Annotated in this window: 12 protein-coding genes; 9 read left to right on the forward strand and 3 right to left on the reverse strand. The window is 49.4% G+C overall.

Annotated elements, in window-relative coordinates:
• The first annotated feature begins 1 nt into the window (after position 1).
• From DHN43_RS05070 to DHN43_RS05095, 6 genes are all read left to right on the forward strand, one after another.
• Positions 2-1,123 carry an ATP phosphoribosyltransferase regulatory subunit gene (locus DHN43_RS05070; protein ID WP_108817897.1) on the forward strand — a complete coding sequence of 374 codons (1,122 nt, stop codon included), beginning with the start codon at positions 2-4 and terminating at the stop codon, positions 1,121-1,123.
• Complete coding sequence (gene hisG, locus DHN43_RS05075) at positions 1,123-2,088, forward strand: ATP phosphoribosyltransferase (protein WP_108817898.1); 966 nt, start codon at positions 1,123-1,125, stop codon at positions 2,086-2,088. The genes DHN43_RS05070 and hisG overlap by 1 nt, the downstream gene beginning before the upstream one ends.
• A gap of 257 nt (positions 2,089-2,345) precedes the next feature.
• On the forward strand, positions 2,346-4,844 hold the full coding sequence (locus tag DHN43_RS05080; RefSeq protein ID WP_108817899.1) for a calcium-binding protein: 2,499 nt from the start codon (positions 2,346-2,348) through the stop codon (positions 4,842-4,844).
• A gap of 314 nt (positions 4,845-5,158) precedes the next feature.
• Positions 5,159-6,556, forward strand: a complete 1,398-nt coding sequence (locus DHN43_RS05085) for a calcium-binding protein (RefSeq protein ID WP_108817900.1) — start codon at positions 5,159-5,161, stop codon at positions 6,554-6,556.
• A 283-nt stretch (positions 6,557-6,839) separates the two neighbouring features.
• A complete protein-coding gene (locus DHN43_RS05090) occupies positions 6,840-8,351 on the forward strand; it encodes a calcium-binding protein (protein ID WP_159096787.1) in 1,512 nt (503 codons plus the stop codon).
• Between the two features lie 209 nt (positions 8,352-8,560).
• A complete protein-coding gene (locus tag DHN43_RS05095) occupies positions 8,561-9,394 on the forward strand; it encodes a GNAT family N-acetyltransferase (RefSeq protein ID WP_208994825.1) in 834 nt (277 codons plus the stop codon).
• Positions 9,395-9,477: 83 nt separating this feature from the next.
• Here DHN43_RS05095 and DHN43_RS05100 read toward each other — a convergent pair whose 3' ends face one another.
• Both DHN43_RS05100 and DHN43_RS05105 read right to left on the reverse strand, forming a co-directional pair.
• Positions 9,478-10,134: a DNA-3-methyladenine glycosylase I gene (locus DHN43_RS05100; protein WP_108818013.1), complete on the reverse strand. Its 657-nt coding sequence runs from the start codon at positions 10,132-10,134 to the stop codon at positions 9,478-9,480.
• Positions 10,135-10,289: 155 nt separating this feature from the next.
• Complete coding sequence (locus DHN43_RS05105) at positions 10,290-11,039, reverse strand: protein phosphatase CheZ (RefSeq protein ID WP_208994826.1); 750 nt, start codon at positions 11,037-11,039, stop codon at positions 10,290-10,292.
• Between the two features lie 447 nt (positions 11,040-11,486).
• Here DHN43_RS05105 and DHN43_RS05110 point away from each other — a divergent pair, with 447 nt between their 5' ends.
• The 3 genes from DHN43_RS05110 to DHN43_RS05120 all read left to right on the forward strand — a co-directional run bounded on the left by DHN43_RS05110 (position 11,487) and on the right by DHN43_RS05120 (position 14,041).
• Positions 11,487-12,197 (forward strand): L,D-transpeptidase, encoded by a 711-nt coding sequence (locus DHN43_RS05110; protein ID WP_108817903.1) that lies wholly within the window; start codon positions 11,487-11,489, stop codon positions 12,195-12,197.
• 210 nt (positions 12,198-12,407) lie between these two features.
• Complete coding sequence (locus DHN43_RS05115; RefSeq protein ID WP_108817904.1) at positions 12,408-13,178, forward strand: adenylate cyclase; 771 nt, start codon at positions 12,408-12,410, stop codon at positions 13,176-13,178.
• A gap of 362 nt (positions 13,179-13,540) precedes the next feature.
• On the forward strand, positions 13,541-14,041 hold the full coding sequence (locus tag DHN43_RS05120; protein WP_108818014.1) for a PEGA domain-containing protein: 501 nt from the start codon (positions 13,541-13,543) through the stop codon (positions 14,039-14,041).
• A gap of 53 nt (positions 14,042-14,094) precedes the next feature.
• Here DHN43_RS05120 and glcF read toward each other — a convergent pair whose 3' ends face one another.
• Complete coding sequence (glcF, locus tag DHN43_RS05125; RefSeq protein ID WP_108817905.1) at positions 14,095-15,405, reverse strand: glycolate oxidase subunit GlcF; 1,311 nt, start codon at positions 15,403-15,405, stop codon at positions 14,095-14,097.

Raw genomic sequence — 15,405 nt, forward strand, 5'->3', positions numbered from 1 at the left:
TATGACATTGGGGGATAACCGCAGCTTGGCTTTGGGCCAGCTTTTTCGGGATGCAGGTTATGAAGAGGCAACCCCGCCAATCTTACAGCCAGCCGATATCTTTTTAGATCTGGCTGGTGAAGATCTCCGGCGGCGCCTTTTCCTGACTACAGGGGAAGATGGACAAGAGCTTTGCTTGCGTCCTGATTTTACTATTCCGATTGCCCGACATTATCTGGAAACAGGTATCGCCGGTCGTACTGCGGCATTCTCCTATGTTGGGCAAGTTTTCCGACATCGACCCGGGCAACTGGGTGAAACCATGCAGGCTGGTGTTGAATCCATTGGCCGCGAGGATGAAGAACAAGCTGATGCGGATATGCTGGCGCTTGCCCTAGAGACTGCTGATAAGCTGGGCCTGTCCTCCCCTCGCATTCGAGTGGGTGATGAAGGCCTGTTTACAGCTGTTCTGCAAGCGCTTGAGATTCCAAAGGTTTGGCAACGTCGTCTGCGTGATGTGTTTGGTGAGCGTGACCGGCTGGATCAGGTTATCACCCGAATGAGTGGTGTTGAAGCCAAGCCGGATGCGAAGCTGGGCTTTCTTGCTGCTCTTGAGGGTCGGGACCCAGAAGCAGCTGTGGCTGTTGTTGAAGATGTGCTTTCACTTGCGGGCATTTCTGCTGTTGGTGGACGTACAGCTCACGAAATTGCTGAGCGCTTCATGGAGCAAGCCGCCCTTTCTGCTGGATCAGGCGTGGACAAGGATGTGATCTCGCGATTGAGCGAGTATCTCAACGTGTCTGGTCCGCCACCTGCGAAAGCGGTTGAGACCTTGCATGGGTTCGCCAAAGAGACCGGGCTTAATCTGGATGCCTCTATTGAGCGTCTGGCGAAGCGTACCGACCTGATGGCAGCGCGTGGTATTGACATTTCAAAGCTGGAGTACTCCGGTGATTTCGGTCGCCGCCTCGATTACTACACCGACTTTGTCTTTGAAATTCATCATGAATCCAGTGAGCATCTTGGACAAGTGATCGGTGGTGGTCGCTACAACAAGCTGGTGGAACGTCTTGGTGCGCCAAGTACTGTTCCTGCTGTTGGCTTTACAATCTGGCTGGACCGCGCTTTTGAGGGAGCAAGCTGATGAGCTCTAATCTTATTCTTGCGATACCGTCCAAAGGCCGCCTTCAGGAAATGACCCATGCATTCTTTGCACGTGCCGGTTTGAAGGTGAAGCGTCCGGGTGGTGATCGCAATTACCGTGGAACCTTAAAGGGCGTGGATGGCGTTGAGATCGCTTTCCTTTCGGCCTCTGAGATCGCGCGCGAGATTGCTGCAGGTACAGTTCACTTCGGTATCACCGGAACGGATCTGGTCAACGAGAACATCGACCGCCCCGAGGAGAAGACGCATATCATCACTGCTCTTGGCTTTGGCCATGCGGACGTTGTGATTGCGGTTCCAACGGCGTGGATTGATGTGTCCACCATGTCCGATCTTGCTGATGTTGCTTCAGATTTTCGGGCGCGGCATGGTCGCCGCTTGCGTATTGCGACTAAGTATGTGAACCATACTCGGCAGTTCTTCGCGGAAAAAGGCATTGCGGATTACCGCATTGTTGAGAGTGCTGGCGCGACTGAAGGTGCACCTGCTGCTGGTTCTGCTGAGTTGGTGGTGGACATCACCTCGACTGGCTCCACGCTGAAAGCCAACAATCTGAAGATCCCTGAGGATGGTGTGATCGCCAGGTCTCAGGCACACCTGGTGGCGTCCAGAACAGCCAACTGGAATGAGAGTGCTTTGCAGGCCGCCCGTTTGATGCTGGACCGAATCACGGCGCAGGATAACGCTCACAATTTCAAAGAGATGCGTACTGTTGTCGCAACCCCTGCAAAGGTGCTGGAGAAGGTTGCTGCTCTTGGCTGTGTTGCCCCGTTCGGCATTGAAGGTTCTTCTTTAGTCCTGCATTGCCCTGCTGCCAGAGTGCCTGAATGTGCAGACATGCTGCGCGAAGAAGGAGCACAAATGGTGACTGTGACGCCGCTGGAGTATGTGTTCCACACAGCAAACCCGCTGTTTGATCCTCTGGCACAAAAAGTCGCAGGCTAACACCTAAACCACTGAGAAATATTTTTGAACGCACCTCTGACCGGGGTGCGTTTTTTATTGCGTTGATTTGCGTTACTTCCGGTAAATCTGCGTTTTTGTGTATCTGCAGACCATCTACAGTAATATCAAAATACTCATCCATCCAATTTATGTAAATTTGGCTCTTTCCCTGAGTCACCTAGACACAACCTTGAAGTGCATTTCTTATATGTGCTCAATGCACATATTTAAATATTTATGAAATTCGAGGAAAACAGATGGCTGCAGATAAAATGCCTCTTGAAGGTGACAACAGCTACGGTTTCAAGCGTGGAATAGGCAAAGACTATTTTGGAGGAGCGCCTGATATCACCACAATTCGTTTTGATGGTGACCTCACACTAAGTGATTTTAAGATCCGCCTGGAAGGTGGCGATCTGGTTTTTTATCTTATCGATCCGGCCAATCCAAATCAGCCGCTTAATGAGATTGCTGATGTTTTTTACTTCGATAACTGGATTGCTGGTGATCACGGTATTGAACGGTTTGAGTTTGCTGATGGGACAGCTTTCTCAGACCTGACTGTATCGAACAGCGGCCAAATCAGGTTTTCTGGAACAGATACTGATGATGTTTTTGTTGGCACTGATGCTAACGAAGATATCTATGGCAGCGCCGGAGCTGATAACATCAATGGTGGCGGCGGTCACAACACCATCAGATACAACGTTTCCTCTGAGGGTGTAACAGTCAACCTGATTACCGGAGAAGGTTCCGGTGGTGACGCTGAAGGAGATCAGCTTTCTAACATCCGATCTGTTTATGGATCAGAACATGATGATGTGATTATCGGCGATGCCGGTAACAACGGTCTCTATGCACTGGGCGGCAATGACAGACTAGAAGGCGGCGCAGGTAATGATTGGCTTAACGCCTATGGTTCCGGAGACAACTACCTAGATGGCGGCAGCGGGAACGACACGGTACGCTATCGCTGGTCAACATCTGCCGTCACGGTAAATCTTGTTGATCAGACGAAGAATGAGGGCGATGCTGCTGGCGACACTTTTGTCTCAATTGAAAACGTCATGGGCAGCGACAAGTACAGCGATCACATCACAGGTGATGTTGGCAATAACAAACTCTGGGGTTATGGCGGCGATGACACCCTGGACGGCGGCGACGGGAATGACACACTGCTTGGCGGCAAGGGCAATGATATCCTCAAAGCCGGTAACGGACTTGATATCCTTGAAGGTGGCGCTGGAGACGATGAGTTCTTCTACGGTGAAGGCACCACCACCTTCCGCTATAACCTTGGCGATGGCAACGACACCATCCATGCCAACCAAGATGAGGATGCCTCTTATAATCAAAAGGTTATTTTTGGTTCTGGGATATCTCCTGCTGACATCACAATTACACGTCAGGGAGAAGGCACAGATAAGTATGGCAACCTGCGGGATGATCTCGACCTCCTGCTGACATTCAAAGATGGCGGCAGCATACTTATCAAAGATGCATTCTTTTTGGGGCCTAATCCCCTCACTTTTGGCGAGTTCCACTTTTCAGACGGCACTATCTGGAACTGGGAAGTTATCAACGAGAAGCTTGCAGACAGTGCTGGTGAAGGTGAACCTGCTACCCGACTTACATTTCCAGACAGCGTCGACAACTTCTCTACCAATGCCTTAAACGACCATATCATTCACGCTGGTGGAGGTGATGATTATATTACAACTGGCGCAGGTGACGATAGTCTCTACGGGCAAGCTGGCAATGACACATTGATAGGTAGAACCGGCAATGACCTGCTAGACGGTGGTGATGGTGACGATACGCTCATTGGAGGTGCCGGAGATGACCACCTGATTGGCGGAAAGGGAAATGATACCCTCAAAGGTGGAGATGGTGATGATTTGCTCGAAGCAGCTCATGGAGGCGATGATATCCTTGATGGTGGGAATGGCAATGACACTCTCCATGCCGGTTCGCCGCATGCAATTCAGCTGCTAGGCGGCAGTGGAAACGACACCCTCTATGTCTTCCATGGCGCATCTCACATTGAAGGTGGAAAGGATGATGACACCCTTCACTACTATGGTGGCGATATCACAGTTCACTATAGTCTTGGGGATGGTCATGATATTATTTACGCAAATGGCAAGGCAGGCCCATTCAATAAACTCATCTTTAACGCAGCCATCTCTCCTGACGAAGTTCTCGTAAGTGGTTCGCTGACGTTTACCTTTGCAGACGGTGGTACGTTACGTCTGGATGATGCCTTCTTCTCTTCAAGTCAAAAGATGTTATTCAACGAAGTTCAGTTTTTCGACGGAACGGTCTGGACCTGGGAAGACATCCACAAAAAGCTTCTGGAAACTGCAAGTGATAATGCCGAGATCCTTTGGGGCACAAATGGTGATGACATCATCAACGGCTTTGGCGGAGATGACATTATTGACGCGGTGAAGGGTGAAAATCAGATTTCCGGTGGTACTGGAGATGATACTATTACCTGCGGTAATGGCATTGATACAATCATTTTTGGCGAGAACTTTGGCAATGATACAATCATCGATTTTCATGCAAACCAAGGTCACATCGACATTATACAATTCACAGATGGTGTATTTGAGACCTTCGAGGATGTGATGGCTGCTGCTCGTTATGAAGAAGGTAATACTATCATTCAATTGGATGAAGACAACTCTATTACTCTTCAGGGCTTTGTTGTTGCTGGTCTTCATGCTGATGATTTTAGTTTTGTTTCTTAACTTTTGCGTATAGCACTAAACTTCAAAGCCTCGGCACTACCGTGCCGGGGCTTTTTCGTAACCACATACTGAAAGTTATGACGAAAACCTCTCCAGCCGTTTTGAATAAACTTTACATCCTAAATTGCGATGCACCTTGTAAAAGAAAATTCTCTGTAAGTTATTGTGGATTTTAATATTTCTTCGAACCAACAAGACCGAATATTTGTATTTCTTACCTCACTTTGGGTCAGCCACACGCAATCATGAGCTGCATAAATATTACGTGCAATCTGCACATTTATAAAAATTTATGAAACTCGAGGATTGTGGCCATGAATATCCAACTCGGAAGTGGCGATGAGAACTATACTACTACTAGTTCTGAAGACCACCTTGTTTTAGCCGGTGCAGGCAACGACACTATTATAACTGCTGCAGGCGATGATCGGCTCTACGGAGAAGCTGGGAATGACAGCCTAAGTGGTGGAGAAGGTGATGATTACCTGAATGGTGGCACTGGGGATGACATTTTGTCTGGTGGTGCCGGGCGCAATACTTACTTCTTCGACAGAGGCTATGACAAAGACGTTATTGCTGACACTTCGGGTGATGATACCGTTCAGTTTGGCTCAGATATTACATTGGATCATATTCGAGTTGTCGCAGGCGGTTCTGAAAATCAGGACCTCTTAATCTACCTCATTGATCCAGAAAATCCGGATAAACCGCTCGATGAGATTACCGATGTTCTAACAATCCGAAACGGAGCGCTTGATACCTCTCCATCAATGCAGTTTAAGTTTGCTGATGGCACGACCCTCTCTAACATCGCACTTAAAGAAGATGGACGTGCGAAACATTATGGCACTGCTGGAGATGATAATTTCATCGGTAGTACTGGCAGAGATGAAGTCTATGGTAGTGCTGGAGCAGACACAATTGATGGCAAAGAGGGCCATAATATTGTGAACTACCTTCTTTCAACTGAAGGTGTATCAGTGAACCTCGATACAGGCGTGATGACTGGTGGTTTTGCTGAAGGTGACCAGCTCACCAATATTGATGCCATTATTGGTAGTTGGTATGACGATGTTCTGATTGGCGATGACAACGACAACTATTTATTTGCTCAAGCTGGTAACGACCATCTGGAAGGCGGTGCGGGAGACGATGAGCTGAATGCATATGCCGATGGTTCCGACTATCTCGATGGTGGTGAAGGCAATGATACTGTCCGCTATCGTTGGTCTACGTCTGCTGTTACGGTGGATCTGACAGATCAGTCCAACAACACAGGTGATGCTGCTGGAGATGTTTATGTCTCTATCGAAAACATTATGGGCACTGACAAGCATAGCGACCACTTAACTGGTGATGCGAATGCCAACAAGATTCATGGATACGGCGGTGATGACACCATCTTCGCTGGAGCTGGTGATGATACCGTCATTGCAGGTGATGGTGATGATGTGATTGAAGGTGGTGCTGGGGACGATGCGTTCTTCTTCAGATCAGACTTCGGTAACGACATCATCACAGACTTCACCGCAGGTGCCGGGTCTGAGGATGTGATCCAATTCGCAGCTACATTCGATAATGTTGCAGATGTTCTTGCTGCTGCGAGTGATGTTGGTTCGGATACTGTTATCTATGTGGATGATGACACTTCAATCACCCTGCAGAATGTTTCTGTAGCTGATCTCCATGCTGATGATTTTGCATTCGTTTAAGTGATGGAAAATTGAACATTTATGAAACCCCAGCGTGTCTCCGCTGGGGTTTATTTTTTACAAGCAGCACCAGTCAAATAGACATTAACGATCACGATGAGCGGCAAGTTACGTATCACTGCTTAGATATAGATTTCGGGATCCTGATATTTTACCGGATTTCCCCAAAATTCTGAGATTTCTCTAATTTTGTATTTTTAGTCAGCCAAGCGCAACTTCTAAACTGCATTAATTTTATGTGCATTTTGCATATACATAAATATTTATGAAACTGAGGAAGAAAATGTCCAAGTATACAGAACTCGGTAATGGCAATGATTATTTTAGCGACTATGGGTACGATACAAATGTTGTCTTCGCAGGTGGTGGCAATGACACAGTAATTACTACTGATGGTCATGATCGCCTCTATGGTGAAGATGGAAATGACCGCCTGAGCGCAGGCAACGGTCACGACACTCTTAAAGGCGGAGATGGCAACGATACTCTCAGTGGTGGGGATGACAATGATAAACTTTATGGAAACAATGATGATGACCAACTAGCTGGTGAAAATGGCGATGATTACCTAGACGGAGGCAAAGGCGAAGACAGATTATTCGGCGGAGCTGGCGATGACACCTACATTTTCGACAAAGATTACGGTAAAGATAAAATCATCGAGACTTCAGGTAATGATACAGTCCAGTTTGGATATGGCATTTCACTAGAAAACATTAAGATTGCCGTATCTGAAGAGCGAGCAAATGATCTAAAGATCTATATCATTGACCCATCAAACCCGGACCAACCTCTAGATCAGATTACGGATGTTCTGACAATTCAGGATGGCGCACGCAATGGCTCTCCGATTGAGAAGTTTGTGTTTGCGAATGGGACAACACTCTCGGATTTTTCCATCCAGGAAGACGGCAGAGTCAGGTATCATGGCACTGATGGGAATGACACCTTCACAGGCTCTTCTGCTAATGAGGAAATCTATGGCAGCGCTGGCGCTGACACCATTGATGGTGGCGGCGGTCGCAATGGCATCAGATATACTCTCTCGGAAGAAGGTGTGAATGTCAATCTAGCTACCAACGAGAACACTGGCGGCCATGCAGAGGGCGATCATCTCACAAACATCAGTCAGGTTTTCGGGTCTCACTTTGATGACGTTATCGTCGGAGACGACGGAAATAATGGGCTGTTTGGCTTTAGTGGCAACGACCGCCTAGAAGGCGGTGGCGGTGATGATGAGCTGAATGCTTATGGCTCTGGTGCTGATTATCTTGATGGTGGTGAAGGCAATGATACTGTCCGCTATCGTTGGTCTACGTCTGCTGTTACGGTGGATCTGACAGATCAGTCCAACAACACAGGTGATGCTGCTGGAGATGTTTATGTCTCTATCGAAAACATTATGGGCACCGACAAGCATAGCGACCACTTAACTGGCGATGCTAATGCCAACAAGATCCATGGATACGGTGGTGATGACACCATCTTCGCTGGAGATGGTGACGATACCGTCATTGCAGGAGATGGTGATGATGTGATTGAAGGTGGTGCTGGGGACGATGCGTTCTTCTTCAGATCAGATTTTGGCGACGACATCATTACAGACTTCACCGCAGGTGCCGGTTCTGAGGATGTGATCCAGTTCGCAGCTACATTCGATAGTGTTGCAGATGTTCTTGCTGCTGCGAGTGATGTTGGTGCGGATACTGTTATCTATGTGGATGATGACACTTCAATCACCCTGCAGAATGTTTCTGTAGCTGATCTTCATGCAGATGACTTTGCATTTGTCTAAGTGATTAGAAATTGGACAGTTATGAAGCCCCGGCAATTGCTTGCCGGGGCTTTTTTTATAGCGCAAATCACGAGGGTTGCTTTGAGGGGTGGCGAGTTGGTGACAGATGTTGGGGTACCCTTAATGTAGGTAGGTATTCCCTTGCGTGCGGTGGGTTTCTTCAATAGCAATGCGCTGATTGATAGAAAAGTTATTTTAAGGAACGCGACGTGGGAAACGGACAGGATTTGGCGCAAACGCTGGGGGTACGCAGTGACCTCCTTGTGGAGCGGAGCGTTAGCGAGGTTGTGGTGCATCCAGACCGGATTGTTCTGCGCATCCCGGATGAGCCTCATTACTGGGCTGGCAATATGGTGTTCTTTCGCGGCGATAAGGTCGACCCTGAACAGCAGATCGCGCAGTTTCGTAAGGACCTTCCAGAGGCGGCGCATACGATGTTTGGGTGGGATACGCCTGATATGAAGATCGGGCCAGAGCACGCCCCCTTGTCCAAGCTTGGATACGAGCTGGAACAGATCGATGTCCTGAGCCTGACCCAACCTCTCAACCGTGCTCCTACGCCCGATGGGATCAACATACGCCCAATTGAGGCCGAAGAGGACTGGAAGCAAGTCATCGCGCTTCAGATCGATACTGCTGTTGAGCAAGGTTATGACCGCGATAGCTTCGGAATTTACGTGTCGAAACGTTTTGAGAGCCGTCGCAGACAGATTAAGGCAGGACTGGCGAACTGGTTTGGCGCCTTTGATGGAGATCTCTTGGTTGCTGATCTGGGTATCTATGCCGACGCAGCTGTTTCGCGTTTTCAGGAAGTTGAGACATGCCCCAGCCATCGTAAGCGCGGCATATGCGCGGCACTCGTCACAGTTGGGGTAGATTGGGCTAAGGCGCAGGCACCTGCAACAATACCTGTTTTACAAGCTCACAGTGACGGTCCTGCAGGGCGGATCTATCGGCGTTGCGGCTTCGAGCATCGCGAAACTCTCGTTCTTGCGATCCTTCCGCCACAAGGCACCTTTGAGCGCCCGGCTGACACTGCATGATTGAGACTTAACGGAATAGCTGCAACAGTAGTTTGAGGTGAGTGGTCCCCCTCACCTCATAGACCTCATCACCAATACTCTTGCTAGGCCGTCACAGGACGCACGAGAGCCTCACGTTTGGCTTCAACAATGTCCCGGCAACAGCAGCCTTCCAGGTGGTCATTGACCATGCCCATGGCTTGCATGAAGGCGTAGACGGTGGTTGGACCTACGAAGGACCAGCCCCGTTTTTTGAGATCTTTGGAGATGGCCGTGGAGATTTCGGTTTTACCGAGGGTCTTGAGGTTGGCGTAGTCACAGACCTCGGGGCGTTGGTCCGCGGTTGGTTCCCACTTCCAGAAGTAGGCTGCGAGTGAACCAAATTCCTCGCGCATTTCCAGAGCACGATTGGCATTGTTGATGGTGGAAGTAATTTTGCCGCGGTGGCGGATGATGCCGGCATCCTGAACAAGGCGTTCGATGTCATTTTGTGTGAACTTTGCGACCTTCTCAAAATCGAAACCTGCAAAACCGGCGCGGAAGTTCTCGCGTTTACGCAGAATAGTGATCCAAGACAGGCCAGACTGAAAACCTTCGAGGCAGATTTTTTCAAAGAGGCGGATATCGTTGGTGACCGGATGCCCCCACTCGTTATCATGATAGGCCTGATAGAACGAGTCTCCGCCATGCCACCAGCAACGGTCCTTGCCGTCTTCTCCGCGGATCAGTCCTTCAGCAATCGGTGTTGAATTCTGGTCCATTGCCTTGCCCTTCATGGTCAATTGTCTCTGCGGGTTCTTGTTGGGCAACTGTTACTCACCCTCAACAACTCACTCAAAATGTTTATGTTATGTTCTCTTATAAAGCATTGGCTTGCCAAAATAGCAAGCCATCTGCATGTCTCTTTTAGAAAAGATCAATCGAACAAAGCGTCAATGTCATCCTGTGTCACGGTACCAGCTTCCACATCCAGAGCCGGGCCATGAAGCAGTGCAGAATCGTCGCCTTCTTTCTCAGAGGAAATGCGATCACTGATCTCCTTGAAGCTTTCAATACCGCCCCAAATCTCAATCATACGGATGATGCGCTCTTCAACGAATGACAAGGTGTTCACCACCTTGCTGATGCGCTGGCCGGTCAGATCCTGGAAGTTACAGGCTTCAAAGATCGACACCACCTGCTCATGAATGTCGGTTACAAGGCCTTCGTGCTCACTTGGAACCATTGGCATAACGGTTGCCGCACTTTGGTCGATGACTTCAGCTGCGGTCAGGATTTGCTCGGTCGCGCCTTCGGTTCCTGACACAATAGCGCCAAGCTCCAATGTCACACGGCCACGTTCGTCATTATCAACGCTTGCCTTGCTGTGAAGAGCAGCAATTTCACTCTTGGTTTCAGCAATGGCTTGATAAATCGCATCCAGCTCGCCTTTAAGCTTTGCGGCCTCACCGATTTCCTCACGCAATTCTTCCGCGACGCGCCGGGACAGTTCTTGTGGGTCGGTCGAGGGAGATCCCACCAGCTCTTTCAGGCTGGCAATTTCTTCCATAACCTGCTGGTGACGCAACTCTTCACCATTGTCCTGAATCGGAGTGCTTACTTCGGTGCGTACGCTGCGCACTCCGAACTGAGCCTCTGCACGAAAGGTTTTTCTTACAACTGACATCCCAACCCCGAACTCATGAAGCAAATACGCTTCCTATTAAAGGCCACACCGTCGCTACTCCTGTCCGGCGATGCGCCCTCTTTTGTTTTCCGCCATTCCTTCGCAAACTGGCACAGGCTTACGAAGACAAGCTCTCAATTACAGATTTTAAACAGCAATCCCGGCCGCAAGACGCGCCCATGCACCCATATGTATGATGGGTACGATTCGCACTCCTACACGCCGGTCACTACCCACTTACTTCTTAGAGTGTTAATTATTACCTTAGATTTATCAGCATTGATTTTTAAAGATAATTCCGCCGATTGGCCGCATAGCTCAGTAACAATTGGTTAACCTTAGTTTGAACTAGCATAAATTACATTGCTAATTTTAACAGTTACTAGAGCTGCAACTCCTAGTTTTCCGAGGACATCGGGTCATTGGCAAGGTCCAGAGGAGTGTGGAATGTTTGAGGCATCGGCAAAGAGCAGATCAAACTGGCTTGTTACTTTATTCAGCGTGGGTGGCTTGGTCTGTGCGTTTAGTTCTGCTGCTCAGGCAGAATACAAGCCGCGAGCCTCTGCACCTCCGCTTGTCCTCAGCCCTGATCTTGCAAATCCATGGGTTGTGCAAATCCCACGGTCTCAAGCCAAGGCGGTTCAGAACCTTCGCAGCTCTAAAAAACAAGCAAGGCGATCACGGACAACATCAAAGCGGTATGATCGCCGTATTCCGAAACAGTTCTTGCCGACAACAGTCAGCTACAACACCTCCTATTCACCGGGATCTGTCGTGATCGATACGACATCACGATATCTTTACCTGGTGCAAAGCAACGGCAAAGCCCGCCGCTATGGCGTGGGTGTTGGCCGTCCTGGTTTTGAATGGGCTGGCGTCCACAAAGTTACCCTTAAGCGGGAGTGGCCAGACTGGCGGCCACCTGCAGAGATGCTGAAAAGACAACCAAGCCTGCCCCGTTACATGCCGGGTGGACCGCGTAACCCATTGGGCGCGCGGGCACTTTACCTTGGCTCCACACTCTATCGCATTCATGGATCAAATGAGCCATGGACGATTGGCCAAGCTGTTTCTTCTGGTTGCATTCGTATGAGAAACGAAGATGTGGCGGAGCTATATAATATGGTTCCAGTTGGCGCAAAGGTCTATGTGCGCTAGGCATGCAGGTTTGTTGCAATCTTGGGTACAGGAAACTATGATAAGACAACAACTTCAAGTTGCTTGCCGTACCCCAGCTCAAGGCAAAGCATCAAAAAAAATAAAGGTCTGTCTTTAAACAGACTTATTATGAGAATGTGCCGTTGCTGACCATCTGATTGAGGGACTTTTTCCCCCAGACCACATCTGTGTGTTTTGGGAGTGCCGCGTATGTGTGCCAAGAAGAATGGACTAGTCATCAGCAAAGACGAAGTGGTTGCAACTCTTTCCAGTATATTGTCCAGCCCCAACTTCAGGCGAAGCCCCAAACTAACCGCCCTCCTGACATTTCTCGTCGAGCGTAAACTCTCCAAACAGGAAGAAGACCTCAAAGAGCAAGTTATCGGACAGAGGGTCTTCAATTTGCCTGAAGGGTTTAATCCGCGTGAAAACCCGATTGTGCGAGTCAACATCTCGCGCTTGCGGTCTCTTCTGCGTGGTTACAACGACGCACACCCTGATGTGCATCACATGCAGATCCGGTTGCCAGACATGGGCTATGTACCTGTATTTGAGTGTCTACGACCCGTTGTTGACGGGGCTGATGAAGAGAGCAACACTTCTCCCTCACAACACACGAGCGAGGAACGCTCACCCATTGAGCTGTTGGATGAGCCTTTGAACTCTGAAGACATCACCCAGATCCGCGGTGTTCTGGAGGACTGCCTGAAAGATCAAGGACCATCACTCAACCGGTATACGCTTGCAGCCATCCTGCTTGGCTGTTTCGCCAGTATACTGAGCTTGTTGTTGCTTGCGCATGAGACTGGCTTGGTGTTTGCCGGAGATTGGCATACCCAAGTCATCGCTGTTCCGCCTTCAACGATTGACGAAGATCAGATCCCACCAGAAATTGCAGCGGAGCTACGACAAATAGAAGGTGAACTTGGCGGCAAAGTCAGCTGCATAATTCACTCCGATGAGCATATTCTCGCTGAGTAAATGGCAGAAGGCATCATGTAGCTCACTCCTCACCCCAACCAATTAGTCTGCGTTTGGATGAACAGCAGTACGACTGCATTTTGGATGTCGATCTCAATTAAGCTCACGCAACTTTTGGGTTTTAGACTGTCAGTGTTTGAGCCGTTCTGCAATTAATCCACGAGATTGAGGGTGGGTTTGAACTCAATAGATTTTTACCCCTAAAACCATCAGTTTAACATATTCATTTTCAGGAATTGCCTGAAGCTGCGAAAGGCACAAAATCAAACTCATAAATGCATTGGGAATCAAATTTTTCACCGTTGCATGTCCCCCACGATGCCGAGGGTATCGGTTCAGTTTTCTCAGGCGGGAATTTTGAGATGAAGACTACATTTTTGATTGCGTCATTTATTTCAGCAGGTTTTGTCCTTTCAGGCTGTGCCAGTGTCACACGCGGTATGAGTGAAAAAGTCAAAATCTATACCTCTCCAGAGGATGCACAGATCTCGACGGACATAGGGATGACCTGCAGTTCCTCGCCTTGTACACTCAAGGTTTCACGCAAAGAAAAGTTCAACGTCACCGTTTCCAAAGAAGGTTATAAAACGCAGAAAGTACATGTCACCACTGAAGTTGCGGGAAGCGGCGCAGCAGCCATGGCGGGCAATGCCCTGATCGGAGGTGTGATTGGTGTAGGCGTGGACGCTTATACCGGTGCAATGCTTAATCACAAGCCGAACCCAGTTCTCGTTGAGCTTAAGCCAACAAACCCAGCAAACCCTAATACACCTGTCGGCGATCTCTCACATATTCGGAAGCAATATGCTGATGATGAGAAAGCTCATCAGGAGAATGTTATGCGTCGTGGAGGCGGCGTATAACCTCCGAATCCCTCTCAATCTTGTTTGAGAGGGATTTGTGTAAAGCAGCATACTTACGCCTTATCCAGCAGCATCGGCTTTGGACCGCCATAGGCCCAATCCAGAAGCTCGATGCTATGGATGACCGGGATTTGGGTGCCGCTGGAGATTTGGGTGATGCAGCCGATGTTGCCGGTGGCGACAAGGTCTGGCTGGGTAGCTTCCAGATTGCCAACTTTGCGATCTCGCAGAGCAGTGGCAATTTTGGGTTGCATGATGTTGTAAGTACCAGCCGAGCCACAGCAGAGGTGACCTTCCAAAGGTTCTTTGACTGTAAAGCCAGCATTTTGCAGCAGCTTCTTCGGTTGCCAGGTGATCTTTTGGCCATGCTGCATGGAGCAGGCAGAGTGGTAGGCGATGGTCAGCTCTTCGTGCAGCTGTGCTTCGCCTAAGTCCTGCTCAATCAGAAACTCAACAATATCCTTGGACATCTGTGAGATTTGTTGAGCTTTCGCCGCATATTGCGGGTCATCGCGCAGCATGAAGCCATAATCTTTGATGGTGGTCCCACAGCCTGACGCGGTGATGATGACGGCATCGAGCCCCTCACCATCCATCTCTCTCACCCATGCATCAATGTTGGCTTTGGCCTGTTCGTTAGAGGCTTCTTCCTTGCCCATATGATGAACGAGCGCACCACAACAGCCCTCACCTTTCGGGAAGACCACTTCATAGCCGATGCGGGTAAGTAAGCGGGTCGCTGCATCGTTGATGGACGGGGCAAGGACACTTTGTGCGCAACCTTTCAGGATGGCGACGCGGCCCTTCTTCTGCACTTTCGGGGCAACGGTTTCCTGTCCTGCGAACTGGGAGGGCATTGCAGATTTGGTTGGAGCCAGCGCCAGAAGGGTACCCAGTTTTGCAAGCGTACCGCCGCATTTCTTCATGAGCCCAGCAAGTGGACGACCATAGAAGGCGGCTGCGATGGCCAGGCGGAAACGGCCCGGTTTGGGCAGAATGGCCTGTAGCACGGCTCTGAGCATCCGGTCTTGCAACGGACGCTTGTAGGTGCGTTCAATATGAATGCGAGCGTGATCTACAAGATGCATGTAGTTCACACCCGAAGGGCATGTGGTCATGCAAGACAAACAAGACAGGCAGCGGTCGATATGCTTGACCGTTTTGGCATCCGCAGGACGGTCATTTTCCAGCATCTCTTTGATGAGGTAGATGCGGCCACGTGGACTGTCCAGCTCATCTCCCAGCAGCGCGAAGGTTGGGCACGTTGCGGTACAAAATCCGCAGTGCACGCATTTGCGCAGGATCTGTTCGGAAACTGCTGTGGCGCTGTCTTTGAGTTGCTCTGGTGTAAAGTTGGTTTGCAT

It is taken from the genome of Pseudovibrio sp. Alg231-02, from assembly GCF_900143565.1.
Classification (GTDB): domain Bacteria; phylum Pseudomonadota; class Alphaproteobacteria; order Rhizobiales; family Stappiaceae; genus Pseudovibrio.

What these genes read in the sequence shown, in the direction of transcription:
- DHN43_RS05070 (WP_108817897.1), top strand. Translation starts at nt 2, where the DNA reads ATGACATTGGGGGATAACCGCAGCTTGGCTTTGGGCCAGCTTTTTCGG.
- hisG (WP_108817898.1), top strand. Translation starts at nt 1,123, where the DNA reads ATGAGCTCTAATCTTATTCTTGCGATACCGTCCAAAGGCCGCCTTCAG.
- DHN43_RS05080 (WP_108817899.1), top strand. Translation starts at nt 2,346, where the DNA reads ATGGCTGCAGATAAAATGCCTCTTGAAGGTGACAACAGCTACGGTTTC.
- DHN43_RS05085 (WP_108817900.1), top strand. Translation starts at nt 5,159, where the DNA reads ATGAATATCCAACTCGGAAGTGGCGATGAGAACTATACTACTACTAGT.
- DHN43_RS05090 (WP_159096787.1), top strand. Translation starts at nt 6,840, where the DNA reads ATGTCCAAGTATACAGAACTCGGTAATGGCAATGATTATTTTAGCGAC.
- DHN43_RS05100 (WP_108818013.1), bottom strand. Translation starts at nt 10,134, where the DNA reads ATGGACCAGAATTCAACACCGATTGCTGAAGGACTGATCCGCGGAGAA.
- DHN43_RS05105 (WP_208994826.1), bottom strand. Translation starts at nt 11,039, where the DNA reads ATGTCAGTTGTAAGAAAAACCTTTCGTGCAGAGGCTCAGTTCGGAGTG.
- DHN43_RS05110 (WP_108817903.1), top strand. Translation starts at nt 11,487, where the DNA reads ATGTTTGAGGCATCGGCAAAGAGCAGATCAAACTGGCTTGTTACTTTA.
- DHN43_RS05115 (WP_108817904.1), top strand. Translation starts at nt 12,408, where the DNA reads ATGTGTGCCAAGAAGAATGGACTAGTCATCAGCAAAGACGAAGTGGTT.
- DHN43_RS05120 (WP_108818014.1), top strand. Translation starts at nt 13,541, where the DNA reads ATGAAGACTACATTTTTGATTGCGTCATTTATTTCAGCAGGTTTTGTC.
- glcF (WP_108817905.1), bottom strand. Translation starts at nt 15,405, where the DNA reads ATGCAAACCAACTTTACACCAGAGCAACTCAAAGACAGCGCCACAGCA.